The sequence below is a fragment of the Noviherbaspirillum sp. genome (assembly GCF_035254865.1).
In the GTDB taxonomy this organism is placed as follows: domain Bacteria; phylum Pseudomonadota; class Gammaproteobacteria; order Burkholderiales; family Burkholderiaceae_D; genus Noviherbaspirillum.
In genome coordinates this window covers 12,406-36,993 of sequence record NZ_DATFAF010000079.1, presented here as the reverse complement: position 1 = coordinate 36,993, position 24,588 = coordinate 12,406, and the positions used below count along the sequence as shown (strand labels likewise).

Genomic DNA, 24,588 nt, shown 5'->3' with positions numbered 1-24,588 from the left:
AAATCGCAGCTAATGATCATCGGCCATTGTCGGCAGTTCCGCCTGTAGCGTCACATGATCGATGCTGTGTTTTTCCAAGAGCATGGCCTTGATGGCCTGAAGCAGCGTCGGCCATTCAAGCAGAGAGCGGATTTCGACATGGCCGATCAGCGCGGGTTGGCCGGGAGTCATTTCCCATACATGCAGGTCGTGTACCGATAGCACACCGTCGATTGCGGCCAGATCTTCACCGACCTGCAAGTAATCGATATGATGCGGCACGCCCTCCATCAGGAAATGATAGGACTCGCGCAAGATGCCAAAGGTGGATTTCAGAATTAATAGTGATACGGCCAGAGACAGCAGCGGATCGATGGTCATCCAGCCGGTAAAATAAATCACCGCGCCGGCAATCAGCGCTGCCACGGATCCGAGCAGATCTCCAATGACGTGAACCAGTGCGGCCCTGGCATTGACACTTTGCTTGTCCTGCGAAAGCACCCAAGCGACCGCAAGATTGATTACCAGACCGATCAAGGCGACAACAAAAACAGTTTTGCCCTGAACGGGCTGTGGGCTGGAAAAGCGCTGCGCCGCCTCGAAAACGATCCAGCCAACGATTGCCAGCATGGCGAGCGCATTGATGAATGCGGCCAATGCTTCAGCGCGCCCAAAGCCGAATGAATGTTTCGGCGACGGTGGACGTCGAGCGATGATTTGTGCCAGCAGTGCCAGTCCGAGTGCCGTGCTGTCGGTCACCATGTGCCCCGCATCGGAAATCAAGGCCAGCGAATTGGACCAGAATCCGGCAAAGGCTTCGACTGCGGCAAAGATCAGCGTCAGCACCACCGCCCAGCCGAGCACTTTGGGGCTTCGCCTTTCGGCGACGTGATGATGGGACGCATCACCGGCGCGATGAGCATGCAGATGGCTTGAGGTGGAGTTGGAGGGCGTTGTATGCATAACTTCATTTAATAGGCCGATCATTAGAATATCGGCACGGATTTCAGGTTTGCGATGGTTTGGGAAATACTCGTTTTCAATCTACAGAATTCGCTCCTCAAAACGACTGGCATGAGCAACGATCGCCAGTAGACTTGCACCACTCATGCTCGCATGAATGTCCTCGCAGTAGAAGTTTATTACCAATTCAAGATGCCGTTAAGCAAAGGCACTAGCAAAATAAAAAAAATGCCGCTATAATTTCGCTTCTTTAGGCTCGTAGCTCAGCTGGTTAGAGCACTACCTTGACATGGTAGGGGTCGTTGGTTCGAGTCCAATCGAGCCTACCAACGAAAAAGCAGTACCTTTGTAAGAGCGAGAAAGGCAATCCGGTTATGACACCGCGAACTACCACTAACATGGTTTGGGAGCGACGCTAGTCGGAGATCTTTTTCGTCATTGCAATAAGAAAAAGCGCGGCTAGTCCGCGTTTTTTTTCGTCTGCAGTTTTTGATATTCAATCTTCTAGCGTCAGTTTTAACTTTGCACTGACATGGAGCGCAAAATGGTTTCAGTCCGACTTCCAGACGGTTCGCAACGTCAATTCGATGGCCCGATAACGGTTGCGCAAGTCGCCGCGAGCATCGGTACAGGCCTTGCCAAGGCAGCGCTGGCAGGCAAGGTCGACGGCAAGGTTGTCGACACGTCATTCCTGATCGAGCGCGATGCCGATCTTGCCATCGTCACCGACAAGGATCCGGAAGGTCTGGACGTGATTCGTCACTCGACCGCGCACTTGCTTGCCTATGCAGTGAAGGAATTGTTCCCCGATGCGCAAGTCACTATCGGTCCGGTAATTGAAAACGGCTTTTACTACGACTTCTCGTACAAGCGCCCGTTTACTCCCGAGGATTTGCAAGCGATCGAAAAGAAGATGGCGGAACTGGCGAAGAGGGACGAGCCGGTGGTTCGCAAAGTCTTGCCGCGCGATGAGGCCGTCGCGTATTTCAAATCGATCGGCGAGGCTTACAAGGCTGAAATCATCGGATCCATTCCGCAGGGCGAGGACGTCTCGCTCTATACCGAAGGGAAGTTCACTGATCTGTGCCGTGGCCCGCACGTGCCGTCCACCGGCAAGCTGAAGGTCTTCAAGTTGATGAAGCTCGCCGGCGCATACTGGCGCGGCGATTCGAAGAATGAGATGCTGCAGCGTGTATATGGAACGGCTTGGGCGAAGAAGGAAGACCAGGACGCTTACCTGCACATGCTGGAGGAAGCTGAAAAGCGCGATCACCGCAAACTGGGCAAAGCCCTGGATTTGTTCCATTTCCAGGACGAGGCGCCGGGCTTGATTTTCTGGCATCCGAAGGGCTGGACAATCTGGCAGCAGGTTGAACAGTACATGCGTCGCGTCTATCAGGAAAACGGGTATCAGGAAGTCAAGGCGCCGCAGATTCTGGACCGTGCCTTGTGGGAGAAGACTGGCCATTGGGAAAACTATCGCGAAAATATGTTCGTGACCGAGTCTGAGAACCGGAATTACGCACTCAAGCCGATGAATTGCCCAGGGCATGTTCAGATTTACAACTCTGACATGCGCAGCTACCGCGATCTGCCCTTGCGTTATGGTGAGTTTGGGCAGTGCCACCGCAATGAGCCATCAGGTGCGCTGCACGGGATTATGCGTGTGCGCGGCTTTACCCAGGACGACGGGCATATTTTCTGTACTGAAGAGCAGATTCAGGGCGAGGTCACCGCATTCCATCAGCAGGCAATGCGTGTCTACAAAGACTTCGGTTTTACCGAGATATCAATCAAGATCGCCTTGCGTCCCGATAGTCGCATCGGATCGGATGAAACCTGGGATAGGGCGGAGGAAACTCTTCGCTCGGCGCTGCGCGCCTGCGGCGTAACCTGGGAAGAGTTGCCTGGCGAGGGGGCGTTCTACGGCCCGAAGATCGAGTACCACCTGAAAGATTCGCTCGGTCGGCCGTGGCAGGTCGGAACCATGCAGGTCGATTTTTCGATGCCGGGCCGTCTCGGTGCAGAATATGTTGCGGATGACAATACGCGCAAGGTGCCGGTCATGCTGCACCGGGCCATCGTGGGTTCGATGGAACGCTTTGTCGGCATCTTGATCGAAAATCACGCGGGGGCGCTCCCGTTGTGGCTGGCGCCCGTGCAGATTGCAATACTGAACATTTCGGACGCACAGGCTGATTACGCTCAAGAAGTAGCACAAAACCTGAAAAAACAAGGGTTTAGAGTGCGCCTCGATTTGCGTAATGAGAAAATAACCTATAAAATACGCGAGCATTCGGTTCAGAAGCTGCCTTATATCGTTGTTATTGGCGACAAGGAGCGGGATGCGAAAACAGTGGCCGTGCGTGCGCGGGGCAACATCGACTTGGGGGTAATGCCGGTCGATGCACTGGTGGAGCGACTCAAGAACGAGATCGACACCAAAGCCTGATCGAGGAAACTCGAAGCGCTAGAGCACGGCTTAATCATTTGATTTTAAAAGGAAACTGCAATAGCTACGGATAAGTCGCATCGCATCAACGGCGAAATTACTGTGCCCGAGGTGCGCCTCTCTGGGGTCAATAACGAACCGCTTGGTATCGTAAGTCTGGCTGAAGCCTTCCGCTTGGCGGAAGAAGCAAACGTGGATCTGGTGGAAATTGCGCCTACCGCGCAACCGCCTGTGTGCCGCCTGATGGATTATGGCAAGTTCAAGTATCAGGAACAGAAAAAGGCGCACGAAGCGAAGCTGAAGCAGAAGGTTATCCAGGTCAAGGAAGTCAAATTCCGGCCGGGTACTGACGACGGCGATTACAACATCAAGCTGCGTAACTTGACCAAGTTCCTCGAAGAGGGCGACAAGACCAAGATTACGTTGCGGTTCCGCGGACGCGAAATGGCGCACCAGGATATCGGCATGCGTATGCTTGAGCGACTCAAAGCCGATCTGGAACCGTATGGCCAGGTTGAGCAGTTCCCGAAAATGGAAGGCCGCCAGATGGTGATGGTGCTGGCGCCCAAGAAAAAGAAATAAAGAATTCGCATGAATCGCCCCGTCGGGCGGTCTGTGCAAATGGCGGCGAACGCGATTCGACCGCAAAACAAGTGAAAGCAGGCATCCAAGTGCAATGAAGTATTGCCACCTGCAATCATGTTAAAAATGGAGCTGTCCGCAAGGACAGATATTGCTATGCCTAAAATGAAGACGAAGAGCAGCGCTAAAAAGCGCTTCCGCGTACGTCCGGGCGGTACCGTCAAGCGCGGTCAAGCCTTCAAGCGTCACATCCTGACCAAGAAAACCACCAAGAACAAACGCCAGTTGCGCGGTGCAGTGGACGTTCATGATACAAACATGAACTCCGTTCGCGCGATGATGCCGTTCGCTTAACCTCACACTAAGGAGCTAACATGCCTCGAGTCAAACGTGGGGTCACAGCACGGGCCCGTCATAAGAAAGTTCTCGATCTAGCCAAGGGCTATCGTGGTCGTCGCGGTAATGTCTACCGTATCGCCAAGCAGGCGGTCATGCGCGCCGGTCAATATGCCTATCGCGACCGTCGCAACAAGAAGCGCGTATTCCGCGCATTGTGGATTACTCGTATCAACGCAGCGACGCGCGCGCACGGCGTTACCTACAGCGTATTCATGAACGGCCTCAAGAAAGCCAACATCGGACTTGACCGCAAGGTCCTGGCTGATATGGCGGTGATGGACAAGCCGGCATTTGCCGCGATTGTCAACCAGGTGAAGGCCAGTATCGCCGCTTGAGTGTTGTGATCGTTTGTGTCGCGTGAGCGGCACTGCAAAAAGCGGGGCAGAGGTCACACACCTGTGCCCCGTTTTATTTTGAATCGCCGCTTTCACCGAGCAGGTTTCTGTTTTTCGATTTCTTTTCACGGGCGAAAAAGCCGCATGAATTCCCTCGATCAAATTGTCGTCCAGGCTCAAGCCGACTTTGCTGAAGCAGGCGATGCCGCAGCGCTGGAGAATGCAAAAGCGAAGTACCTTGGCAAGACCGGGCAGATTACAGAGCAGATGAAGGGCCTTGGAAAGCTCGCGCCGGAAGAGCGCAAGACACAAGGCGCGATCATCAATGCCGCCAAGGAAAAAATTGAAGCTGCGTTGAATGCCCGACGTGACGCGCTGGCGAACGCGCAAATGCAGGCGCGCCTGAATGCCGAAGCGATCGATGTCACGCTGCCGGGCCGCGGGCGCGGCAAAGGCGGTATCCATCCAGTGATGCGCACCTGGGAGCGCATTGAAGAGATTTTCCGCTCCGTGGGCTTTGATGTTGCAGACGGCCCGGAAATTGAAAATGACTGGACCAATTTCACCGCATTGAACAGCCCGGAAAACCATCCGGCCCGTTCGATGCAGGACACCTTCTACATTGAAGGAAACGACACCCAGGGCAAGCCGCTTCTGCTGCGTACGCATACCAGCCCGATGCAGGTTCGTTACGCCCGCATGAACAAGCCGCCGATCAAGGTGATTGCGCCGGGGCGTACCTATCGTGTCGACAGCGACGCAACCCACTCGCCGATGTTTCATCAGGTCGAGGGTTTGTGGATCGCGGAAGACATCAGCTTTGCCGATCTGAAGGGCGTCTATCTGAATTTCGTGCAGGCGTTTTTTGAAACTGATGACCTGCAGGTGCGGTTCCGTCCTTCGTATTTCCCTTTTACCGAACCGTCCGCGGAGATCGATATCGCGTTTGGGAGCGGACCGCTCAAGGGGCGCTGGCTGGAAGTGTCCGGCGCCGGCCAGGTCCATCCTACCGTGGTGTGCAATTTCGGACTCGACCCGGAGAAGTACATTGGCTTCGCCTTCGGCTCGGGCCTGGAACGTCTGACGATGCTGCGCTATGGAATCAACGACTTGCGCCTCTTCTATGAGGGCGATCTGCGTTTCCTGAAACAATTCAACTAAACCTCGTCACGGAGGGTGTCGAGCTGTAGACCGGCTCAATGCGCTTCGTGGAATCTGTGGCTGAAAGTCTGAACTATGCAATTTTCCGAGAGCTGGCTCCGTACACTGGTCGATCCGAAGATGACTTCGGACGAGTTATCGCATCTGCTGACGATGTCTGGTCTGGAGGTCGAAGAGGTCGAGCCCGTCGTGCCGCCGTTTTCCAATGTCGTGGTGGCCAAGGTGATTGAGGTTGCGAAGCATCCGAACGCTGATCGCCTGAACGTGTGCCAGGTGGATGCGGGGACCGGCACGCTGCTGAACATCGTCTGCGGCGCACCGAATGTTCGTCCGGGAATGAAAGTGGCATGTGCCATGGCGGGTGCAAAGCTGCCGCCGGGCGAGGATGGCAAGCCATTTGAAATCAAGGTGGGAAAGTTGCGCGGCGTGGAATCGCAGGGAATGTTGTGCTCCGCACGCGAGTTGAAGCTGTCGGAAGATCACGGAGGACTGCTGTCCTTGCCCGACGATGCGCCGGTCGGTCAGAACTTCCGCGATTACTATCAGCTCAACGACCTCAAGTTCACCATCAAGCTCACGCCGAACAAGGCCGATTGCTTGTCGGTGCTGGGCATCGCACGTGAAGTGTCGGCCCTGACTGGCGCACCGCTGAAGGTACCGACCAACAAGCCGGTTGCCGTAACGACGGGAGAGAAACTGCCTGTCAAAGTGTCGGCCCCCGATCTGTGCGGACGTTTCTCGGGACGTGTCATTCGCGGTCTGAACGCCAGGGCGGAAACGCCTGACTGGATGAAGCGCCGGCTCGAACGCAGTGGTCAGCGGCCGATTTCAGCGCTGGTCGACATTTCCAACTATGTCATGCTCGAACTGGGTCGTCCGTCGCATGTATTCGATCTGGACAAGATCCATGGCGGGCTGGATGTACGTTGGGGCCGGGCAGGGGAGTCGTTGAAGCTTTTGAACGGCAATACGGTTGAGGTGGACAACTGGGTTGGCGTGATTGCGGATGATCGGGAAATCGAGTCTCTCGCCGGTATCATGGGCGGCGACTCGACGGCGGTTTCGCTCGACACGCAGAATATCTACCTTGAGGCTGCGTTCTGGTGGCCACAGGCGATCCAGGGGCGCGCACGCCGATACAATTTCTCGACGGATGCCGCCCACCGCTTCGAGCGTGGGGTTGATTACGCAACGACGGTTGAAGACATTGAGCGTATCACCGCCCTGATCGTTGAAATCTGCGGTGGCGCGGATACGGTAGTCGGTCCGGTAGACGATCATGTCGTCAACCTGCCGCAACGCAAGCCTGTCGCGGTGAGGACTGCGCGCGCGGTGAAGGTGATCGGCATCCAGATTTCGGATGAACAGATTGCCGATATCTTTACGCGGCTCGGGCTCGAGTTTGCGCAGGAGCCGGGCCTGTTTGCCGTCACGCCTCCGTCCTACCGTTTCGATATCGAGATCGAGGAAGACTTGATCGAGGAAATCGCCCGCGTCTACGGATTCGAAAATATTCCCGCGCTGCCTCCGGTCGCTCCGAATACGATGCATATCGCACCGGAAAATACGCGTTCGCTGTTCGCGATTCGTCATCAATTGGCCGACTTCGACTATCAGGAAGTCGTCAATTTCAGCTTTGTCGAAGAGGCATGGGAAACCGATTTCGCCGCGAATACCAATCCGATTCGCTTGCTCAATCCGATCGCCAGCCAGATGAGCGTGATGCGCTCCTCGCTGATTGGCAGCCTGGTAGCGAATGTACGCTACAACTTGAACCGGAAAATCAATCGCGTGCGACTGTTCGAGGTCGGTGCCGTCTACTTGCGCGATTCGGCCGTTATGGATGGTCCCTTGTCTGTGGCAGGCTACGATCAGCCCAAGCGTGTCGCAGCGATTGCGTACGGACCGGTCGCTGAGGAACAGTGGGGACTGCCGACGCGCAATGTGGATTACTTCGATATAAAGGCGGATCTGGAAGTCCTGTTTGCACCCAAACCGCTACGCTTCGTCAAGGCAGAGCATGCCGCCTTGCATCCCGGGCGTTCGGCACAGATCCTGGCTGACGGAAGAGTGGTGGGATTCGTTGGAGAACTGCATCCGCGCTGGCAGCAGAAGTACGACTTGCCGTTCGCGCCGGTCGTGTTTGAAGTTGACGTATTGGCATTGCGGTCGCGTGACATTCCGGAATATCGCGAGATATCGAAATTCCCGGCAGTAACACGTGATATCGCCGTGGTTGTCAAACAATCGGTGCAAGCACAGGATTTGATCGACACCTTTATTGGGGAACGACAAGCAAATCCTGCCTGTGCTATCATGCAAGCCATTGTTTTATTTGATGAATATCGCGGCAAGGGGCTGGAAAATGACGAAAAAAGTCTTGCTTTCCGATTCACCTTGCAAGATACTCAAACTACCCTGCAAGACGATAAAGTGGATGCCGCAATGGCTGCGTTCATCGCATCTGTCGATAAGAAGCATGGCGCCAAGTTGCGCGCATGAACGGAAACAATAGCAGGGCAGGGACGACAACTATTATGAATGACGTGAACCCAGCCGAACTTCAATCCGTTTTGGCCGCCGACCTCAATCGTGCAATGCAAGAGGCACAGGCGCGCACGCAGGCTGAGAAGGAGCTGCCGACGCTGACCAAGGCGGAATTAGCCGAACTTCTCTTCGAGCAGGTGGGTTTGAACAAGCGCGAAGCCAAGGACATGGTCGAGACGTTTTTCGACGAAATCCGCAACGCGCTTGAGCGCGGAGAGTCGGTCAAATTGTCAGGCTTCGGCAATTTCCAGTTGCGCGACAAGCCGCAGCGGCCTGGACGCAATCCGAAGACCGGCGAAGAAATCCCGATCACAGCAAGACGCGTTGTCACCTTTCACGCGAGCCAGAAGCTGAAAAGCATGGTGGAAGCCGCGAGCGGCAAACCGCTGGTGCGCCTGGCCTGAGCTGACCAATCATGACCGAGCGTTCTCACAAATCCGATGCGGTTGTTTTGCCGCCGATACCGGCGAAACGCTATTTCACAATCGGTGAGGTGAGCGACTTATGCGGCGTGAAACCGCATGTACTGCGCTACTGGGAGCAGGAGTTCACGCAGTTGAAGCCGGTGAAGCGCCGCGGGAATCGGCGCTATTACCAGCACCATGAAGTACTTCTGATTCGCCGCATTCGCGAACTCTTGTACGAGCAGGGCTTCACAATCAGCGGCGCGCGCAACAAGCTCGACAGCCGCATGACCAACGGGAATGGAGAAGACGATCTCGCTGCGGGCTTGCCGCCACTTGAATTGAACACGATTTCCATCCGTAACGAATTGTCGGAGATCCTTGATCTGTTGAAGCGATGACCGGCATGCGTCAATAACCGCTTGTATTTTGAAAGAGCCGCTGCCATGCGGCTTTTTTATTGCCTGTTGCAATGAGAGGCCAGAATTTCTGTCAATTTTCTGAAATCCAGCGGCTTGGCAAAATGGTGATCGAACCCTGCTTTCTGGGCTGAAATGCGATCCTGTTCCTGGGCATAGCCGGTGACCGCGATCAGCAGGGATGAAGTCAGGCCGCCCTTGGTGCGAAGATATTGCGCAACCTGATAGCCATCCATCGCGGGCATGCCGATGTCGAGAATCACGATATCCGGCCTGAGCTTTTCGGCTTTATCGATTGCACTTAAGCCATCGTTTGCAACATGAACATCGTGTCCGACAGCCTTAAGAAATTCACTCAGGGATTCGGCTGCATCGATGTTGTCGTCCACGATCAGTATTGTGCGTGGCTGTGCGTTCTGCATTGGTGATTGGGAGAGGCTGTCGCCTGTGGAGCAATGAGCGGTGTTGTCGCACCAAGCGGCAACGTCACTACGAATTCGCCGCCGTGGCCATAGACTTCGCTATGCGCCCGCACGGTACCGCCATTGAGTTGCACTGAGCCCGAGAGCCCAAGCCCGTCGTGCGCCTTCGGCAGCGATGCACGTCCTGGACGAACAGATCGAAAATCTTTTCGCGAAGGTCTGGCGCAATGCCGATGCCATTGTCGCTGAGCAGCATCGCTTCTCCTTCGTGACGCGCTGAATAAAATGCATACGCCGGTATCGGTGTACTTGGCTGTCTTGTGCTCTCGACGCGGCTTCGATGCGATGAGGGCAGCCACGCCCCGCGATGCGCAGGCATGGGCCAATGAAGCTCCATATCTCCTCAACAAGGAATGCCTCATCATCATAAAATTGAACCAGATGTTTGCCCATTGGGGAGTTGCCTTGCAGTGCGTTAATTCGAACAGCATGAACTCGTCATATGTGTGGGAGATCGCGCGAGTGCGACTGGCAATTGAGGTAGGTCGCGACGGCAAGCTCGGTTATCGCATTGGCTCAGGTCATGAGCCGTACCGATCGCTTGCACAATTTGTTAGGGAATCACGGTGCAAAGTTGATTCCTCTACTGCAGCGGTATCACGCTATGACCATGGCCAGCCATCTCATTAAGAGCGAAAAGCGCCTGAAGCGTTCAGCCGTGCGGACGGTTCATTTGCAGATTTATTACCTTTGGTTGAGCTATGCTGTGTTCGGTTTTGGGTAGAAAAGAGCATCGCACAGGCGTAGAAAAATGCTGACCTGAAGACAATGTTGCCGAAGAGCATCTATAATCGGGCAAGCTTGTTTGCTTGGAATCGGTTTTCCCAAAGGTCAAGATGGAGATGATATGAAGACGTCTGTTGGTTCTTCCTGGGACGTGGACAGCTTCCTGCGGGTAGGAATGCAATCTCTTCTCGACTTGTTCGATGATTCCTGCGAAGGAACCATGGCGGTTGACGATCAGGGGCGTATCGCCTGGATCAATGACAAATACGTGGCCTTCCTCGGCTTGAAAGGTCCGGACGACGCGCTGGGAAAGCCTGTTGAAGAGATCATTCCGAATAGCCGCATGCGCGAGGTTGTGCAGACTGGCAGGCCTATTCTGCTGGACATCATGATGATTCGTGACCAGCCTTTGGTGGTAATGCGGATTCCCATGAAGGATGAGGCCGGAAAGATCATCGGTGCGCTCGGATTTGCGCTGTATGACCGCTTGCAGCGCCTGAAGCCGCTGGTGTCGAAGTTTGCCGAACTGCAGTGGGCCCTGGCCAACACCAAGAAGGAGCTGGCGCAGCTGCGCCATACCAAATACTCCATATCCAGCTTCATCGGTGTCAGCCCGGTCTCGCTCGAGCTCAAGCACCGTGCTCGGAGGGCGGCACAACTTGACACCACGGTGCTGCTGCTCGGTGAAACCGGCAGCGGCAAGGAACTGCTCGCGCACGGTATTCATGCCGCATCGGGCCGGGCCGGCAAGGCTTTTGTCGGCATCAACATTGCAGCAGTGCCGGAATCCCTGCTCGAGGCGGAATTCTTCGGCGTGGCGCCGGGTGCGTACACCGGAGCCGATCGTAAGGGAAGGGATGGCAAATTCAAGATTGCCGACGGCGGAACATTGTTCCTCGACGAGGTTGGCGACATGCCATTGCAAGTGCAGGCCAAGCTGTTGCGCGTCTTGCAGGAGCAGGAAATCGAGCCGCTCGGCTCCAACAAGATCATCAAGGTGGATGTGCGGGTGATCGCCGCCACCAGTCATGACCTCAAGCAGCTTGTTGCCGACGGCAAGTTCCGGTCCGACTTGTACTATCGGTTGAACGTGCTGCCGATTCTTCTTCCACCCTTGCGAGAGCGGCTCGGCGATCTGGATGCCTTGTGCGAACATCTTCTGGAGCAGATTGCGACGCGCACCGGCATGCCGCAACGGGAGCTCACGCCTTCGGCGCGCGCTTTCCTTGCTTCGTACAGCTGGCCGGGAAATGTGCGCGAACTGCGCAACGCACTGGAACAGGCGGGAATGTTGACGGATAGTATCGCGCTGTCTGCGGAGGATTTTGCGACCATCCTCTCGATGGATGCCAAGACAAGCTTGCCGAGTGGCGCAGCCGCAAACGGCGATTCCAAGGCAAGCATTCGTCCGCTGGCCGACGCCGTCGCGGAAGTCGAGAAGCAGGCGATTCGCTCAGCGCTGGAAAACACTGGCGGCAATAAGGCATTGGCCGCGCGACTGCTTGGCATTTCGCGCGCAACCCTCTATCAAAAAATCACCGATTTCAAGCTATTGTCTGATTAATAGGCATATGTACAATTAATAGACATTTTTGAAATTCGTTATAATTCAAAGAGATAACAAGATATAACTTAAATGTGTCTAAAGTTTGGGCATATTTTCCCTCGCATTTGGCCTCTCAATCGGTCGTTGTGCTGACTATTCTGTTTTAATTTCTTTTAAATCAATAACTTACATTCATTGGCATGGCAATTGCCATTGGTGATTATTCGCTGATGGTGGCCAAGCTGATGCAGTCAAACCAAAAACCTGCTTGCCTTCATCTTTCTGGAAGTTGACGACGGAGGCAAGGTGCGGCTCTCAAACAAGGTGGCGCTCATCACGGGCGCAAGCAAAGGTATCGGCAAGGCAACCGCACTCAAATTTGCACGGGAGGGCGCGAAGCTCGTTGTCTGCGACCTCGACGACTCAGTGGCTGAAACGGTTGCGCAAATCCGCCTGCAAGGCGGGCAGGCGATTGGCTTCAAGGTGGATGTGACGAAGGCGGAGAGCATCGAATCGATGGTGCGCAGCGCCTTGACCACCTACGGACATATCGACGTGCTCGTCAACAACGCCGGCATTGTCGCCGATGCGCAACTCAAGAAGATGACCGACGAACAGTTCGACAAGGTCATCGACGTCAACCTGAAGGGTACCTACAACTGCACCAAGGCCGTAGTGGACGCCATGATCGAGAGGAAGGCGGGCGTGGTCCTCAATGCCTCCTCGATCGTCGGCATTTACGGCAACTTCGGGCAGACCAATTACGCCGCCAGCAAATTCGGTGTCATCGGCATGGCAAAAACCTGGGCACGCGAACTGGGGCGGCATGGCATTCGCGTCAATGCGGTCTGTCCTGGATTCATCGAAACCTCGATTCTCAAATCCATGCCGGAAAAGGTCATTCGCGAGCTGGAAGAGCGCGTGCCGCTCGGCCGGCTTGGCAAACCGGAAGAGATCGCGAGCACCTTCGCTTTTCTCGCATCGGATGAAGCAAGTTACATCAATGGCGCGGTCATCGAAGTATGTGGAGGGATGACCCTGTAGAGGCGGCAAGTATCGGTTGTGTGGTGTGAAGTTCCAAAAAAAATCAACAGCCCGACCGGCAACGGCGGGCACCTTCAAGGAGCGAGACGACATGGCAACACGCAGGACATTGGGATTTTCTTCATTGGTGGCAGCAGGGCTGCTTGCCGGATGTGGTGGCGGTGGCGACTCGTCACCGATAGCACTGGGCCAGGTGAATACACTGCCTTCGTTTGTGAAGGGCAGCGTCAGCAGCCAGACCTACGACGGCAACAGCGATGACCTGCTCACCGCCGGTCTCGGCGCGAGCGGCCTGCAAGGCGCGGCGCCGACCTTTGCCAATCCTTCCAGTCCGACCGCATCGGAACTGCGCAAGTCGGCCATCTACAACAACTACCGCGCGCTGGTCGACGTCAACGCAAATGGTGGGTACGGCACATTGTTCGGGCCGAACGTGGGCACGGATGGCGTCGCGACCAGCGGTTCCGGCAAGATCGCGGGCAAGGAATACATTGCCTATGCCGACGATGGCAGCGGGCTGCAGAACGTCGTGTTGATGGTCCAGGTTCCGAATACCTTCGATGCCGGCAAGCCGTGCGTGGTCACTGCAACTTCATCCGGCTCGCGCGGAATTTACGGCGCGATCGGGACGTCCGGCGAATGGGGCCTCAAGCACGGTTGTGCGGTTGCCTACACCGACAAGGGCACCGGCAATGGCTATCACGATTTGATGAGCAATACGGTCACGCTGATGACCGGCGTGCCGGCCGACGCCGCGACAGCGGGAACTGCCGCGCACTTCAAGGCCGTACTGACCGATGCGGCTCGCACTGCCTACAACGCGCTGTTCCCGAACCGCGTCGCCTACAAGCATGCCCATTCACAGCAGAATCCGGAAAAGGATTGGGGCAAGAACACATTGCAGGCTGTCGAGTTCGCTTTCTATGTCCTCAACGACCAATACGGCACCAGCTCCGGCGGTGTGAAGGTGCGCACGATCGCACCGTCGAATACCAAGGTCATCGCTTCGAGCGTGTCGAATGGTGCCGGCGCTGCGCTGATGGCGGCCGAGCAGGACACGCAAGGTCTCATCGACGCAGTCGTGGTGACAGAGCCGAACGCCCAGCCGAAATCCACCGCGGGCCTGACCATCAAGCGCGGCGGTACGGCAGTCAGCACGATTGGCAAGCCACTGATCGACTACTTCACCTACGCCAACCTGTACCAGGGATGTGCATCGCTCGCGGTGCCGAGCAGCCCGGGCTCCGCCTTGCTGTCGACGACCAACGCGACGAACCGTTGCGCGGCGTTGGCGGCAAAAGGGCTGTTGTCGGGCGCGACCACTGCCGAGCAGGCCGCCGACGCACTGGCAAAGATGCATGCATATGGATGGGAGGCGGAGCAGGACGTCTTGCACTCGTCACACTATCGCCTCGCTACCCCCTCGATCGCGATGACTTACACCAACGCACTCGGACGGTTTGGCGTTGCCGACAATCTGTGTGGCTTCAGCTTCGCAGCCACCGATTCCAGCGGCAATGTGGCTGCACAAAATCCGGCAGTGCAAGCCGGCCTGTTCGGTTCCGGCAATGGCGTTCCGCCGACCAGCGGCGTCAACATTGTCTATAACGACTCGGTTGGCGGCGCCAAGCTTGATCTGCTTGCCACCTCGCCCTCGACCAACCTGACGGACTTCGCGCTTGACGGCGCTCTCTGTCAGCGCGCGCTTGTTACCGGCAAAGATCCGGTAACCGGTGCTGCCCTGACCGGCGACATGCTCGCGAAGTCGCAGCGGGTACAGCAAGGTATCGCGGAAGTTCAGCTCAACGGCAACCTGCGCAACAAGCCGACCCTGATCGTCGCCGGGCGAAGCGATGCACTGCTTCCGATCAACCAGACCTCGCGCGCCTATTTTGGCGCGGTGCAGATGTCCGGTTCCGGGACCAACGCACGCTACATCGAGGTGGAGAACGCCAATCACTTCGATACCTTTATCGACAATCCGCTGTTGCCCGGCTATGACAGCAGGCTGATTCCGCTGCATTACTACCTGATTCAGGCGCTCGACAGAATGTGGGCCTACCTGAATAGCGGCGCCGCGCTGCCTGGCAGTCAGGTCGTGCGTACCACGCCGCGCGGAGGCAGTCCCGGTTCGGCGCCGGCGCTCACGGCAGCCAACATGCCGTCGATCGCAACGACGCCCGCGGCAGCCAACACGATCAGCTTTGAAAACAATACGCTCGCGATTCCGAACTGATCGGTCGTGAGAGCGCACGCGACCGGTAAGACAAGGCCGGCGCGTGCGGAGCCTCGCGCAACATGAAAAGCGCAACAAGCAACGCAGCAACATTGGAGAAAATGGATGGCAAGCGAAGTCATACTTGAGACGAGGAACCTGACCAAGGGCTTCAAGGGGTTCATCGCAGTGAATGACGTCAACTTCAAGGTCAGGCGCGGTTCTATCCACGCACTGATCGGGCCGAACGGCGCGGGCAAGACGACGTTTTTCAACCTGCTGACGAAATTCCTGACGCCGACGGCCGGATCGATTTTATACAACGGCGACGATATCACCGCATTGGCACCCGAACAGATTGCGCATCGGGGAGTGATTCGCTCGTTCCAGATCTCCGCTGTCTTTCCGCATCTCACGGTCCTTGAAAACGTGCGCATCGGCCTGCAGCGCGCGCTCGGCACTTCCTTCCATTTCTGGAAGAGCGAAAAGACGCTGACGCAGTTGAATCAGCGCGCGCTCGAACTGCTGGCCGAGGTCGATCTGGAGAGCTTCGCCGACACCATGACCGTGGACTTGCCTTACGGCCGCAAGCGCGCGCTTGAGATCGCGACGACCCTCTCGATGGAACCCGAGCTGATGCTGCTCGACGAACCGACCCAGGGCATGGGCCATGAGGACGTCCACCGCGTCACCGAATTGATCAAGAAAGTCTCGACCGGCCGCACCATCCTGATGGTGGAGCACAACATGAGCGTCGTGTCGGGCATTTGCGACAAGATTTCTGTTCTTCAGCGCGGTTCGCTGCTCGCTGAAGGTACCTACGAAGAAGTATCGAGCAATCCGCAGGTGATGGAAGCTTACATGGGCACCAGCGCGGGCGAACTGGAAGGAGCGCATTGATGGCTGCGGCTGCACTTGAAATCAAGAACCTCAAGGCCTGGTACGGCGAGTCGCACATCCTGCATGACGTCAATCTGTCCGTGCAGCCGGGCGAAGTCGTCACCCTGCTCGGGCGCAACGGCGCGGGACGGACGACGACGCTTCGCTCCATCATGGGCCTGACCGGCACGCGCGAGGGATCGATCAAGCTCAACGGCGTCGAATCGATCGGCTTGCCGACGCATAAGGTTGCCCATCTCGGTGTCGGCTATTGCCCGGAAGAGCGCGGTATCTTCTCGTCCTTGTCCACCGAGGAAAACCTGATGCTGCCGCCGATGGTGTCGAAGACCTCGAAGGGCATGTCAGTCGAGGAGATCTACAAGATGTTTCCGAATCTCGAAGAACGTCGCTCCAGCCAGGGAACGCGCCTGTCCGGCGGCGAGCAGCAGATGCTGGCCGTGGCGCGCATCCTGCGCACCGGTGCGCGTCTCTTGCTGCTGGATGAAATTTCCGAGGGCCTGGCACCCGTCATCGTGCAGGCACTCGCACGCATGATCACTACCCTGAAGGAAAAGGGCTACACGATCGTGATGGTGGAACAGAACTTCCGCTTCGCCGCACCCTTGGCGGATCGGTTTTATGTGATGGAGCACGGGCATATTGTCGAGTCCTTTGCATCATCGCAGCTGGAGTCGAAGATGCCTGTTCTGCACGAACTGCTGGGTGTCTGAGAATAGAAGTGCCGTTGTAACACTACCTAAAACAGAGGAGAAATAATGAAACTCAAATCAACCGTGATCACTCTCGCCGTCGCATCCGTCTTCGCCGGCATCGGCGGTACTGCAAACGCGCAGATTTCCGGTGATACGATCAAGATCGGCTTCATCACCGACATGTCGGGCTTGTACGCGGACATCGACGGTCCGGGCGGCGCCGAAGCAATCAAGATGGCTATCGCCGATGCAGGCGGATCGATCAACGGCAAGAAAATCGAGCTGGTTACCGCCGATCACCAGAACAAGGCCGATATCGCTGCCTCGAAGGCGCGCGAATGGTTCGACCGCGAAGGCGTCGACGTGCTGATCGCCGGCACCAACTCGGCCACCAGCCTGTCCATGGCCAAGGTCGCGGCAGAAAAGAAGAAGCCCTTCATCGCCATCGGCGCCGGCACGGCCCGCCTGACCAATGAAGAGTGCTCGCCTTACACCGTGCACTATGCCTACGATACGGTCGCGCTCGCGAAGGGCACCGGCTCGGCGGTCGTGAAGCAGGGCGGCAAAAGCTGGTTCTTCCTGACTGCGGACTACGCGTTCGGCGCTTCGCTCGAAAACGACACGGCCGCGGTCGTGAAGGCCAACGGCGGCAAGGTACTGGGCAGCGTCAAGCATCCGCTGTCGGCTTCCGACTTCTCGTCCTTCCTGCTGCAGGCGCAGGCTTCCAAGGCGCAGATCCTGGGCCTGGCCAACGCGGGCGGCGACACCATCAATGCGATCAAGGCAGCCAACGAATTCGGCATCACCAAAACGATGAAGCTGGCCGGCCTGCTGATGTTCATCAACGACGTGCATTCCCTCGGCCTGAACCTGACACAGGGCATGTACCTGACCGACAGCTGGTATTGGGACATGAATAACGATACCCGCGCCTGGTCCAAGCGCTACTTCGAAAAGATGAAGAAGGAACCGTCGTCCCTACAGGCGGCCGACTACTCGTCTGCCTTGCATTACCTGCAGGCCGTGAAGGCTGCCGGCACCGATGATCCGGACAAGGTCCTGGACCAGTTCAAGAAGACCAAGGTCAACGACATGTATGCCAAGAATGGCGTGATCCGTCCGGACGGGCGCATGGTGCACGACATGTTCCTGATGGAAGTGAAGAAGCCGTCGGAATCCAAGCATCCGTGGGACTACTACAAGGTTGCGCAAACGATTCCGGGCGACCAGGCCTTTACCACCAAGGCCGAATCCAAGTGCGCGTTGTGGAAGTAGTTTGAAGGCGGCTGTACCGCCGGAAATCCAGGCATGACGCAAGTGCAGCACAGGCCCCTCTCCGGCAAGTGAGAGGGGCAGGAGTGGAGGGCGCGTGTCAGGACATGGAAGCCCATTCCTGCATCAGCCCTCGCGCAGCCCGCCCCGCATTCGGGCGCTCATGGCGGTGGCGTAGCGTTTCCGCGCCGCTCGTTCAGCAGCAATTTTTCTTATTCCGCTTATGGAAATATTCGGCATCCCTCTGCAAGCAATGCTGAGCCAGCTATTGCTTGGCCTGGTCAACGGTTCGTTCTACGCGATGCTGTCGCTCGGCCTCGCGGTCATCTTCGGCCTGCTCAACGTGATCAATTTCGCGCACGGCGCGTTGTACATGATGGGCGCCTTCCTCGCCTGGATGGGGATGAACTATTTCGAGATCAATTACTGGGTGATGCTGATCGCCGCCCCGGTCCTGGTGGGCATCTTCGGCATCATCATTGAAAGGACTATGCTGCGCTGGCTGTACAAGCTGGACCATCTGTACGGCCTGCTGCTGACCTTCGGCATCACGCTCATGGTCGAAGGCTTGTTCCGCTCGTTTTACGGCGTTTCCGGGCAGCCCTATTCGGTGCCGGAAGCCTTGTCCGGCGCCTTCAACCTGGGCTTCATGATCCTGCCGAAATACCGCGCATGGGTGGTGCTGGCGTCGCTGGTGGTGTGCTTCGCGACCTGGTTCATCATCGAGAAGACCAAGCTCGGCGCCTACCTGCGCGCAGGCACCGAGAACCCGAAACTGGTGGAAGCCTTCGGCATCAATGTCCCGCTGATGGTGACGCTCACCTATGGCTTTGGCGTCGCGCTGGCGGCCTTCGCCGGCGTGCTGGCGGCGCCGGTGATCCAGGTGTCGCCCTTGATGGGTTCCAACCTGATCATCGTGGTGTTCGCGGTGGTCGTGATCGGCGGCATGGGTTCCATCATGGGGTCGATCCTTACCGGCCTCGGGCTGGGCGTGATCGAAGGCCTGACCCGTGTGTTCTATCCGGAAGCATCGGCCACCGTCGTGTTCATTATCATGGCGATCGTCTTGATGATTCGCCCTGCGGGCTTGTTCGGTAAAGAGAAGTAAGAGAGGGTATCGCATGAATAGCAAAGTCGGATATGCAATTGCACTGGCAGTGGCGCTGGCAGCGCCCTTTGTGATGTACCCGGTGTTCCTGATGAAGGTACTGTGCTTCGCCCTGTTTGCCTGCGCCTTCAACCTGCTGATCGGTTTTACCGGCCTGCTGTCCTTCGGCCACGCGGCCTTCTTCGGCGGCGCGGGCTATGTGGCCGGCTATGCGATCAAGTCCATGGGTCTGCCGTTCGAGCTCGGTCTTGTGGCGGGCGTGGCTGCGGCGTCATTGATCGGACTGGTCATGGGCATGCTCGCCATACGCCGCCAGGGCATCTACTTCACCATGATCACGCTGGCACTGGCGCAGATGCTGTTCTTCGTCTGCCTGCAGGCGCCATTCACCGGCGGCGAGGATGGATTGCAGGGCGTGCCGCGCGGGAAGCTGCTGGGCATGGTGGATCTGTCGAACGACATGACGCTGTATTACGTGGTGCTCGGCATCGCCGTCGCTGCCTTCGCGCTCATCGTACGCACCGTGCATTCGCCGTTTGGACAGGTGTTGAAGGCGGTCAAGGAGAACGAGCCGCGCGCAATTTCGCTCGGTTACGACACCGACCGCTACAAGCTTCTCGCATTCGTGCTGTCGGCGGCGCTTTCGGGCCTGGCAGGCGCTACTAAAACCGTAGTGCTCGGCTTTGAAACCCTGACCGATGCGCACTGGACCATGTCGGGTTTGGTGGTGCTGATGACGCTGGTCGGCGGCCTCGGTACGCTGATCGGTCCGATCGTCGGCGCGATCCTGATCATTGCACTGGAAAACAAACTGGGTGATCTGGGCAACTGGCTGGCAACGCTGACCAGCATCGAATGGTTCCGCTCTATCGGCGAGTCGGTCACGATCGTCACCGGGCTCATCTTCATCGTCTGCGTGCTGGCTTTCCGCCGAGGCATCGTTGGCGAGTTTCTCGCGCTATTCAAACGACCGAGCGCGGGGTCATCCGCGTCGCATTAAGCCTGCATAGCAGTTGTCCACGAAAAACGCGAAAGGCACGAAAATTCCAAGTGAATTTCGTGCCTTTCGCGTTTTCCTGGACCAGCAGGCTTTTCCTGCCAGTTCGTTTCCCCGTGATTACAAAGCCGCCGCGTAAATCGCACGCGCGTCGGCGCGCGTGACTTCGCGCGGGTTGTTGGTGAGCAGGCGTGTCTGCAGCATCGCATCATCGGCAAGCCGATCGAGATCCGCTTCACAGATACCGACTTGCTGCAGCCGGGTTTCGATCCCGGTGCGCTTGGCAATGTCATCCATTCTGTCGATCAAGGCTTGCGTGCGTGCTTCGATGCTGCCGGTGACACCCGGCGTCACGATTTCCGCCAGCTCCGCATAGTGTGTCGCCGCGTTCGGTGCATTGAAGCGGAGAACATGCGGCAATACAAGCGAGTTCGACAGGCCGTGCGGCACATGGAAAATTCCGCCGATCGGATAGGCGAGGGCGTGGACGGCGGCGCAAGGCGCATTCGCGAAGGATTGACCTGCGAGCATGGCTCCGAGCAACATTGCCTGCCGGACTGCAAGATTTTTCCCGTCTTCACATGCGGCAACGATATTATTTGAAAGCAAGGTCAGCGCCTTGACCGCCAGCATGTCGGACAGCGGGTTCTTCTTGAGCTTGGTGGTATACGCTTCGATCGCATGTACCATCGCATCGATTCCGGTCGCAGCCGTCACCTTGGGCGGGAGTCCGACGGTCAGTTCCGCGTCGAGAATGGCCAGGTCCGCATACAGCTGTGGCGATACAACCCCCATCTTGGTTGTCGCACCTGTCGTGACGATGGAGATCGGCGTAACTTCCGATCCGGTGCCGGCAGTTGTCGGCACCTGGATCAGCGGCAGTCGGCTGCCTTTCACATTTCCAATGCCATACATGGTTTTCAGCTCCTGCTCGCTGTCGGTCAGCACGGCAATCAGTTTCGCCACGTCCATCGAGCTTCCGCCGCCGATTCCGATTACCAGGTCGATTTCATTCTTGCGCGCATTGTCGACCGCCTGTAACACCACCGCCTCCGGCGGATCGGCCAGGACGTCAGAGAAGATGTTCACAGTCAATCCAGCTTCCCGAAGAGCAGCAATGGGTGCATCGACCAGACCGGTTTTCAGAAAACCCGCGTCGGTGACAACCAGTGCGCGGCGAGCAGTCGGAAAATGTTGTGACACATGGAGGCCGATGCGCTTGGCTGCGCCCGGCTCGGATACGATGTGCGGGACGGTACTGAAGCTGAAAGCGTTGGAAATGGCAGAAGTGGTCATCGTCTCTCCTTGGTAATAACGCATTGTAGCAAGCCGAAGTGTGGAGCGTGTCGGTGGGCGACGGGCTTGGATACGGACAGCTTGTGGCAAAAGTGGGACAGGCAGATGTACCTGAATGTAACGGGAATTCATGCCGCAAGGCAAATCGACTAGGATGGTTTTATTCCAGTTCGTCGACACGCCAAATGTTTCACGTGAAACATACGGAAAGGGTGCTCCTATGATCGATCCCACCTCCATCTTCCAGCGGACTCAAAGTGGCCGCGATGAAATCTATAACAAGAGCCACGGGCTGACGCAAAGCGAGCGTCTGGTCCTCATCATGATCGATGGCGTCACTGCCCATCAGAAAGTCCGTGAAAAACTGACCTCTTTGACCGACGAGCGTTTCGAGCGGGCCATGCTTACCCTGCACAATAAGGAGTTGGTTAGCGAGGTCTTCATGCCGATCGAGGGGCAGGTCGCGGATGAGATCGAGACCGAGGTCGTCGATCGATTCCTGCAACAGGATCCTTTGGACCCGGTGACGATTATCTTTGTTGATCCGGAGGACCAACTCGGTTTGCTTAACCGCATGCCTGCACTCACGCCCACACCCAAGTCTGTCGAACCGTCGTCACCGCCGCCCACCGCTGCATCCGTCGAGCAGGAGGGACCCACGGTGAATGCGATTGCGGAATCGACCGCAGACCCGACTAGCGGCATCGATACGACATTCGATGAGCTCGCCGAACTTGCCGAGCTGGCCAGTACTGTCGAGCGTGAGGTGAGGGCGCGCAACCAGGAGCGTGCCTTTCGTCCTGTGCCCGCGGTGGAGAAGGCCGCGCGCCCGGCTGTTCGCATGAATCATGCAATTGAGCACGTCATCGAGCCAGAGCGCTCCCCCTTGCGCAGCCTCCATTGGGGCTATTGGATGATCGGCCTTGGTATCGCGTTCATTGGAAGTTTTTTGCTCTCCCAGCTGACACACTGAAAAATGGCCTGATTTTGTTTCACGTGAAACAAAATCAGGCGAATCCTCGCCGACACGAGCGAGTCAGACAGAAAACACCTTATAATCTCGCCTCCGGCGTTCATTTCACTTCCTCTCAGGACGTGTAACGCCGGCCTCCGTCTTACTCGTCTCACCGAGGCGCACTATGCTCTTTCCTACAGACTTCGATGTCATTGTCGTCGGCGGCGGCCACGCCGGTACCGAGGCCGCGCTCGCATCTGCCCGCATGGGGCAGAAAACCTTGTTGCTGACCCACAATATCGAAACCCTCGGTCAGATGTCCTGCAATCCTTCCATCGGCGGAATCGGTAAAGGCCACCTGGTCAAGGAAGTTGACGCCATGGGCGGCGCCATGGCGATTGCGACCGACGAGGCCGGCATCCAGTTTCGCATCCTGAATTCCTCCAAAGGTCCGGCGGTACGCGCGACACGCGCCCAGGCCGATCGTATCTTGTACAAGAAAGCGATTCGTGCCCGCCTGGAAAACCAGGAAAACCTCTGGCTATTCCAGCAGGCTGTCGACGACCTGATGGTCGAGGGCGATCGTGTCGTCGGCGCCGTTACCCAGGTCGGAATCCGCTTTCGGAGCCGCTCGGTCGTCCTCACCGCCGGAACCTTCCTCGATGGAAAAATCCACGTCGGCCTGAACAACTATGCCGCCGGGCGCGCCGGCGACCCGCCCGCGATCTCCCTGTCTGCGCGCCTGAAGGAATTAAAGCTGCCGCAAGGGCGTCTGAAGACCGGCACGCCGCCACGCATCGATGGACGCACCATCGATTTTTCGGTCATGGAAGAACAGCCGGGCGACCTCGACCCGATCCCCGTCTTTTCGGTCATGGGCTCGGTCGACATGCATCCGCAGCAACTCCCATGCTGGATCACGCACACCAACGAACGCACCCATGACATCATTCGCGCCGGCCTCGATCGCAGCCCGATGTACACAGGCGTGATCGAAGGTGTCGGTCCGCGTTACTGCCCATCGATCGAGGACAAGATCCATCGTTTCGCGGACAAGTCTTCGCATCAGATTTTTCTCGAGCCAGAAGGCCTGACGACGAACGAGTTCTATCCGAACGGCATTTCCACCAGCCTGCCGTTCGATGTGCAACTGGATCTGGTGCACTCGATGCGCGGCCTGGAAAATGCGCACATCTTGCGCCCCGGCTACGCCATCGAATACGACTACTTCGATCCGCGCGGCCTGAAAGCCTCGCTCGAAACCAAGGCGGTCCAGGGGCTGTTCTTCGCCGGGCAGATCAACGGCACTACCGGCTATGAGGAAGCCGCCGCACAAGGCATGCTGGCCGGCCTCAACGCCGCGCTGCTGACCCAAGGCCGCGAAGCCTGGACACCGCGCCGCGACGAAGCCTACCTCGGCGTGCTGGTCGATGACCTGATCACCAAGGGCGTGCAGGAACCGTACCGCATGTTCACCAGCCGTGCCGAATACCGCCTGAGCCTGCGCGAAGACAATGCCGACATGCGCCTGACCGAAATCGGTCGCCAGCTCGGCTGCGTGTCCGACGCACAATGGACGGCCTTCGAGGCCAAGCGCGAAGCGGTTGCGCGCGAGCTGGAGCGCCTGAAATCCACCTGGGTCAATCCCCGCCTGCTTCCTGACGCTGAAGCCGAACGCGTGCTCGGCAAAGCGATAGAACGCGAGTACGCGCTTACTGATCTGCTCCGTCGGCCCAATGTAAGCTATGAAAGCCTGATGAGCCTGAAGGGCGTGGAGGGGCAGGACCTGGCCGGCCCCGGCGTTGCGGACGAGGCGGTCAAGGAACAAGTCGAAATCCAGGTCAAGTACGCCGGCTATATCGACCGCCAGGCGCGCGAAGTCGAGCGTCATGACTATTACGAGAGTCTGAAGCTGCCCACCGAGATTGACTACATGGAAGTGCGCGGCCTGTCGGTCGAGGTGCGACAAAAGCTGAACAAGCACCGCCCGGAAACGCTCGGCCAGGCATCGCGTATTTCCGGGGTGACGCCAGCCGCCATCTCGCTGCTGCTGGTGCACCTGAAAAAAGGCGGATTCAAGGAATTTGCCAACGCCCCAGTGGCGGCCTGAGGAT

Annotated in this window: 21 protein-coding genes and 1 tRNA gene; 19 read left to right on the top strand and 3 right to left on the bottom strand. The window is 57.4% G+C overall.

Annotation, left to right across the window (positions count from 1 at the left end; translation table 11 throughout):
• Positions 1 to 9: 9 nt before the first annotated feature.
• Positions 10 to 966: a cation diffusion facilitator family transporter gene (locus tag VJ651_RS19915; RefSeq protein WP_324109105.1), complete on the bottom strand. Its 957-nt coding sequence runs from the start codon at positions 964 to 966 to the stop codon at positions 10 to 12.
• Positions 967 to 1,194: 228 nt separating this feature from the next.
• Between VJ651_RS19915 and VJ651_RS19910 the strand changes: the two genes are divergently transcribed.
• The 9 genes from VJ651_RS19910 (at position 1,195) to VJ651_RS19870 (ending at position 9,223) form a co-directional block, all read left to right on the top strand.
• A tRNA-Val gene (locus VJ651_RS19910) sits at positions 1,195 to 1,271 on the top strand.
• Positions 1,272 to 1,486: 215 nt separating this feature from the next.
• Positions 1,487 to 3,394, top strand: a complete 1,908-nt coding sequence (gene thrS, locus VJ651_RS19905; protein WP_324109104.1) for a threonine--tRNA ligase — start codon at positions 1,487 to 1,489, stop codon at positions 3,392 to 3,394.
• 60 nt (positions 3,395 to 3,454) lie between these two features.
• Positions 3,455 to 3,976 (top strand): translation initiation factor IF-3, encoded by a 522-nt coding sequence (infC, locus tag VJ651_RS19900; protein ID WP_136418181.1) that lies wholly within the window; start codon positions 3,455 to 3,457, stop codon positions 3,974 to 3,976.
• A 156-nt stretch (positions 3,977 to 4,132) separates the two neighbouring features.
• Complete coding sequence (rpmI, locus tag VJ651_RS19895; protein ID WP_119768735.1) at positions 4,133 to 4,330, top strand: 50S ribosomal protein L35; 198 nt, start codon at positions 4,133 to 4,135, stop codon at positions 4,328 to 4,330.
• Positions 4,331 to 4,350: 20 nt separating this feature from the next.
• A complete protein-coding gene (rplT, locus tag VJ651_RS19890) occupies positions 4,351 to 4,710 on the top strand; it encodes a 50S ribosomal protein L20 (protein ID WP_136418182.1) in 360 nt (119 codons plus the stop codon).
• Positions 4,711 to 4,854: 144 nt separating this feature from the next.
• Positions 4,855 to 5,871 (top strand): phenylalanine--tRNA ligase subunit alpha, encoded by a 1,017-nt coding sequence (gene pheS / locus VJ651_RS19885; RefSeq protein ID WP_324109103.1) that lies wholly within the window; start codon positions 4,855 to 4,857, stop codon positions 5,869 to 5,871.
• A gap of 75 nt (positions 5,872 to 5,946) precedes the next feature.
• Positions 5,947 to 8,373: a phenylalanine--tRNA ligase subunit beta gene (pheT, locus tag VJ651_RS19880; RefSeq protein WP_324109102.1), complete on the top strand. Its 2,427-nt coding sequence runs from the start codon at positions 5,947 to 5,949 to the stop codon at positions 8,371 to 8,373.
• A gap of 35 nt (positions 8,374 to 8,408) precedes the next feature.
• Positions 8,409 to 8,822, top strand: a complete 414-nt coding sequence (locus tag VJ651_RS19875) for an integration host factor subunit alpha (RefSeq protein ID WP_136418185.1) — start codon at positions 8,409 to 8,411, stop codon at positions 8,820 to 8,822.
• 11 nt (positions 8,823 to 8,833) lie between these two features.
• Complete coding sequence (locus VJ651_RS19870) at positions 8,834 to 9,223, top strand: MerR family transcriptional regulator (RefSeq protein ID WP_324109101.1); 390 nt, start codon at positions 8,834 to 8,836, stop codon at positions 9,221 to 9,223.
• 56 nt (positions 9,224 to 9,279) lie between these two features.
• On the opposite strand, the gene VJ651_RS19865 is transcribed toward VJ651_RS19870, so the two are convergent.
• Positions 9,280 to 9,630, bottom strand: a complete 351-nt coding sequence (locus VJ651_RS19865; protein WP_324109100.1) for a response regulator — start codon at positions 9,628 to 9,630, stop codon at positions 9,280 to 9,282.
• 940 nt (positions 9,631 to 10,570) lie between these two features.
• Between VJ651_RS19865 and VJ651_RS19860 the strand changes: the two genes are divergently transcribed.
• From VJ651_RS19860 to VJ651_RS19825, 8 genes are all read left to right on the top strand, one after another.
• Entirely contained in the window at positions 10,571 to 12,013 is a 1,443-nt protein-coding gene (locus VJ651_RS19860; protein WP_324109099.1) for a sigma-54 interaction domain-containing protein, read from the top strand.
• A 288-nt stretch (positions 12,014 to 12,301) separates the two neighbouring features.
• Positions 12,302 to 13,039, top strand: coding sequence for a 3-oxoacyl-[acyl-carrier-protein] reductase (gene fabG / locus VJ651_RS19855; protein WP_324109098.1), 738 nt, complete (start codon positions 12,302 to 12,304; stop codon positions 13,037 to 13,039).
• Positions 13,040 to 13,130: 91 nt separating this feature from the next.
• On the top strand, positions 13,131 to 15,275 hold the full coding sequence (locus VJ651_RS19850; protein WP_324109097.1) for a 3-hydroxybutyrate oligomer hydrolase family protein: 2,145 nt from the start codon (positions 13,131 to 13,133) through the stop codon (positions 15,273 to 15,275).
• Positions 15,276 to 15,380: 105 nt separating this feature from the next.
• Entirely contained in the window at positions 15,381 to 16,154 is a 774-nt protein-coding gene (locus VJ651_RS19845) for an ABC transporter ATP-binding protein (protein ID WP_324109096.1), read from the top strand.
• The gene (locus tag VJ651_RS19840) at positions 16,154 to 16,864 is read left to right on the top strand and encodes an ABC transporter ATP-binding protein (protein ID WP_136418191.1); all 711 of its coding nucleotides are present in this window, start codon (positions 16,154 to 16,156) and stop codon (positions 16,862 to 16,864) included. Before VJ651_RS19845 ends, VJ651_RS19840 begins: the two co-directional genes overlap by 1 nt.
• Positions 16,865 to 16,909: 45 nt before the next feature.
• Positions 16,910 to 18,121, top strand: coding sequence for an ABC transporter substrate-binding protein (locus VJ651_RS19835; protein WP_324109095.1), 1,212 nt, complete (start codon positions 16,910 to 16,912; stop codon positions 18,119 to 18,121).
• 220 nt (positions 18,122 to 18,341) lie between these two features.
• The gene (locus tag VJ651_RS19830) at positions 18,342 to 19,226 is read left to right on the top strand and encodes a branched-chain amino acid ABC transporter permease (RefSeq protein ID WP_324109094.1); all 885 of its coding nucleotides are present in this window, start codon (positions 18,342 to 18,344) and stop codon (positions 19,224 to 19,226) included.
• A gap of 13 nt (positions 19,227 to 19,239) precedes the next feature.
• Positions 19,240 to 20,226, top strand: a complete 987-nt coding sequence (locus tag VJ651_RS19825) for a branched-chain amino acid ABC transporter permease (protein WP_324109093.1) — start codon at positions 19,240 to 19,242, stop codon at positions 20,224 to 20,226.
• Positions 20,227 to 20,343: 117 nt separating this feature from the next.
• On the opposite strand, the gene VJ651_RS19820 is transcribed toward VJ651_RS19825, so the two are convergent.
• A complete protein-coding gene (locus tag VJ651_RS19820) occupies positions 20,344 to 21,519 on the bottom strand; it encodes an iron-containing alcohol dehydrogenase (RefSeq protein WP_324109092.1) in 1,176 nt (391 codons plus the stop codon).
• Between the two features lie 220 nt (positions 21,520 to 21,739).
• On the opposite strand from VJ651_RS19820, the gene VJ651_RS19815 reads away from it, so the two are divergent.
• Entirely contained in the window at positions 21,740 to 22,492 is a 753-nt protein-coding gene (locus VJ651_RS19815; RefSeq protein ID WP_324109091.1) for a hypothetical protein, read from the top strand.
• Between the two features lie 166 nt (positions 22,493 to 22,658).
• Positions 22,659 to 24,584 carry a tRNA uridine-5-carboxymethylaminomethyl(34) synthesis enzyme MnmG gene (mnmG, locus tag VJ651_RS19810; protein WP_324109090.1) on the top strand — a complete coding sequence of 642 codons (1,926 nt, stop codon included), beginning with the start codon at positions 22,659 to 22,661 and terminating at the stop codon, positions 24,582 to 24,584.
• The last annotated feature ends 4 nt before the right edge of the window (positions 24,585 to 24,588 follow it).

What these genes read in the sequence shown, in the direction of transcription:
- thrS (WP_324109104.1), top strand. Translation starts at nt 1,487, where the DNA reads ATGGTTTCAGTCCGACTTCCAGACGGTTCGCAACGTCAATTCGATGGC.
- VJ651_RS19830 (WP_324109094.1), top strand. Translation starts at nt 18,342, where the DNA reads ATGGAAATATTCGGCATCCCTCTGCAAGCAATGCTGAGCCAGCTATTG.
- VJ651_RS19815 (WP_324109091.1), top strand. Translation starts at nt 21,740, where the DNA reads ATGATCGATCCCACCTCCATCTTCCAGCGGACTCAAAGTGGCCGCGAT.
- VJ651_RS19915 (WP_324109105.1), bottom strand. Translation starts at nt 966, where the DNA reads ATGATCGGCCTATTAAATGAAGTTATGCATACAACGCCCTCCAACTCC.
- rpmI (WP_119768735.1), top strand. Translation starts at nt 4,133, where the DNA reads ATGCCTAAAATGAAGACGAAGAGCAGCGCTAAAAAGCGCTTCCGCGTA.
- mnmG (WP_324109090.1), top strand. Translation starts at nt 22,659, where the DNA reads ATGCTCTTTCCTACAGACTTCGATGTCATTGTCGTCGGCGGCGGCCAC.
- VJ651_RS19840 (WP_136418191.1), top strand. Translation starts at nt 16,154, where the DNA reads ATGGCTGCGGCTGCACTTGAAATCAAGAACCTCAAGGCCTGGTACGGC.
- pheS (WP_324109103.1), top strand. Translation starts at nt 4,855, where the DNA reads ATGAATTCCCTCGATCAAATTGTCGTCCAGGCTCAAGCCGACTTTGCT.
- VJ651_RS19835 (WP_324109095.1), top strand. Translation starts at nt 16,910, where the DNA reads ATGAAACTCAAATCAACCGTGATCACTCTCGCCGTCGCATCCGTCTTC.
- VJ651_RS19860 (WP_324109099.1), top strand. Translation starts at nt 10,571, where the DNA reads ATGAAGACGTCTGTTGGTTCTTCCTGGGACGTGGACAGCTTCCTGCGG.
- VJ651_RS19845 (WP_324109096.1), top strand. Translation starts at nt 15,381, where the DNA reads ATGGCAAGCGAAGTCATACTTGAGACGAGGAACCTGACCAAGGGCTTC.
- rplT (WP_136418182.1), top strand. Translation starts at nt 4,351, where the DNA reads ATGCCTCGAGTCAAACGTGGGGTCACAGCACGGGCCCGTCATAAGAAA.
- VJ651_RS19820 (WP_324109092.1), bottom strand. Translation starts at nt 21,519, where the DNA reads ATGACCACTTCTGCCATTTCCAACGCTTTCAGCTTCAGTACCGTCCCG.
- VJ651_RS19875 (WP_136418185.1), top strand. Translation starts at nt 8,409, where the DNA reads ATGAATGACGTGAACCCAGCCGAACTTCAATCCGTTTTGGCCGCCGAC.
- VJ651_RS19870 (WP_324109101.1), top strand. Translation starts at nt 8,834, where the DNA reads ATGACCGAGCGTTCTCACAAATCCGATGCGGTTGTTTTGCCGCCGATA.
- VJ651_RS19850 (WP_324109097.1), top strand. Translation starts at nt 13,131, where the DNA reads ATGGCAACACGCAGGACATTGGGATTTTCTTCATTGGTGGCAGCAGGG.
- pheT (WP_324109102.1), top strand. Translation starts at nt 5,947, where the DNA reads ATGCAATTTTCCGAGAGCTGGCTCCGTACACTGGTCGATCCGAAGATG.
- VJ651_RS19825 (WP_324109093.1), top strand. Translation starts at nt 19,240, where the DNA reads ATGAATAGCAAAGTCGGATATGCAATTGCACTGGCAGTGGCGCTGGCA.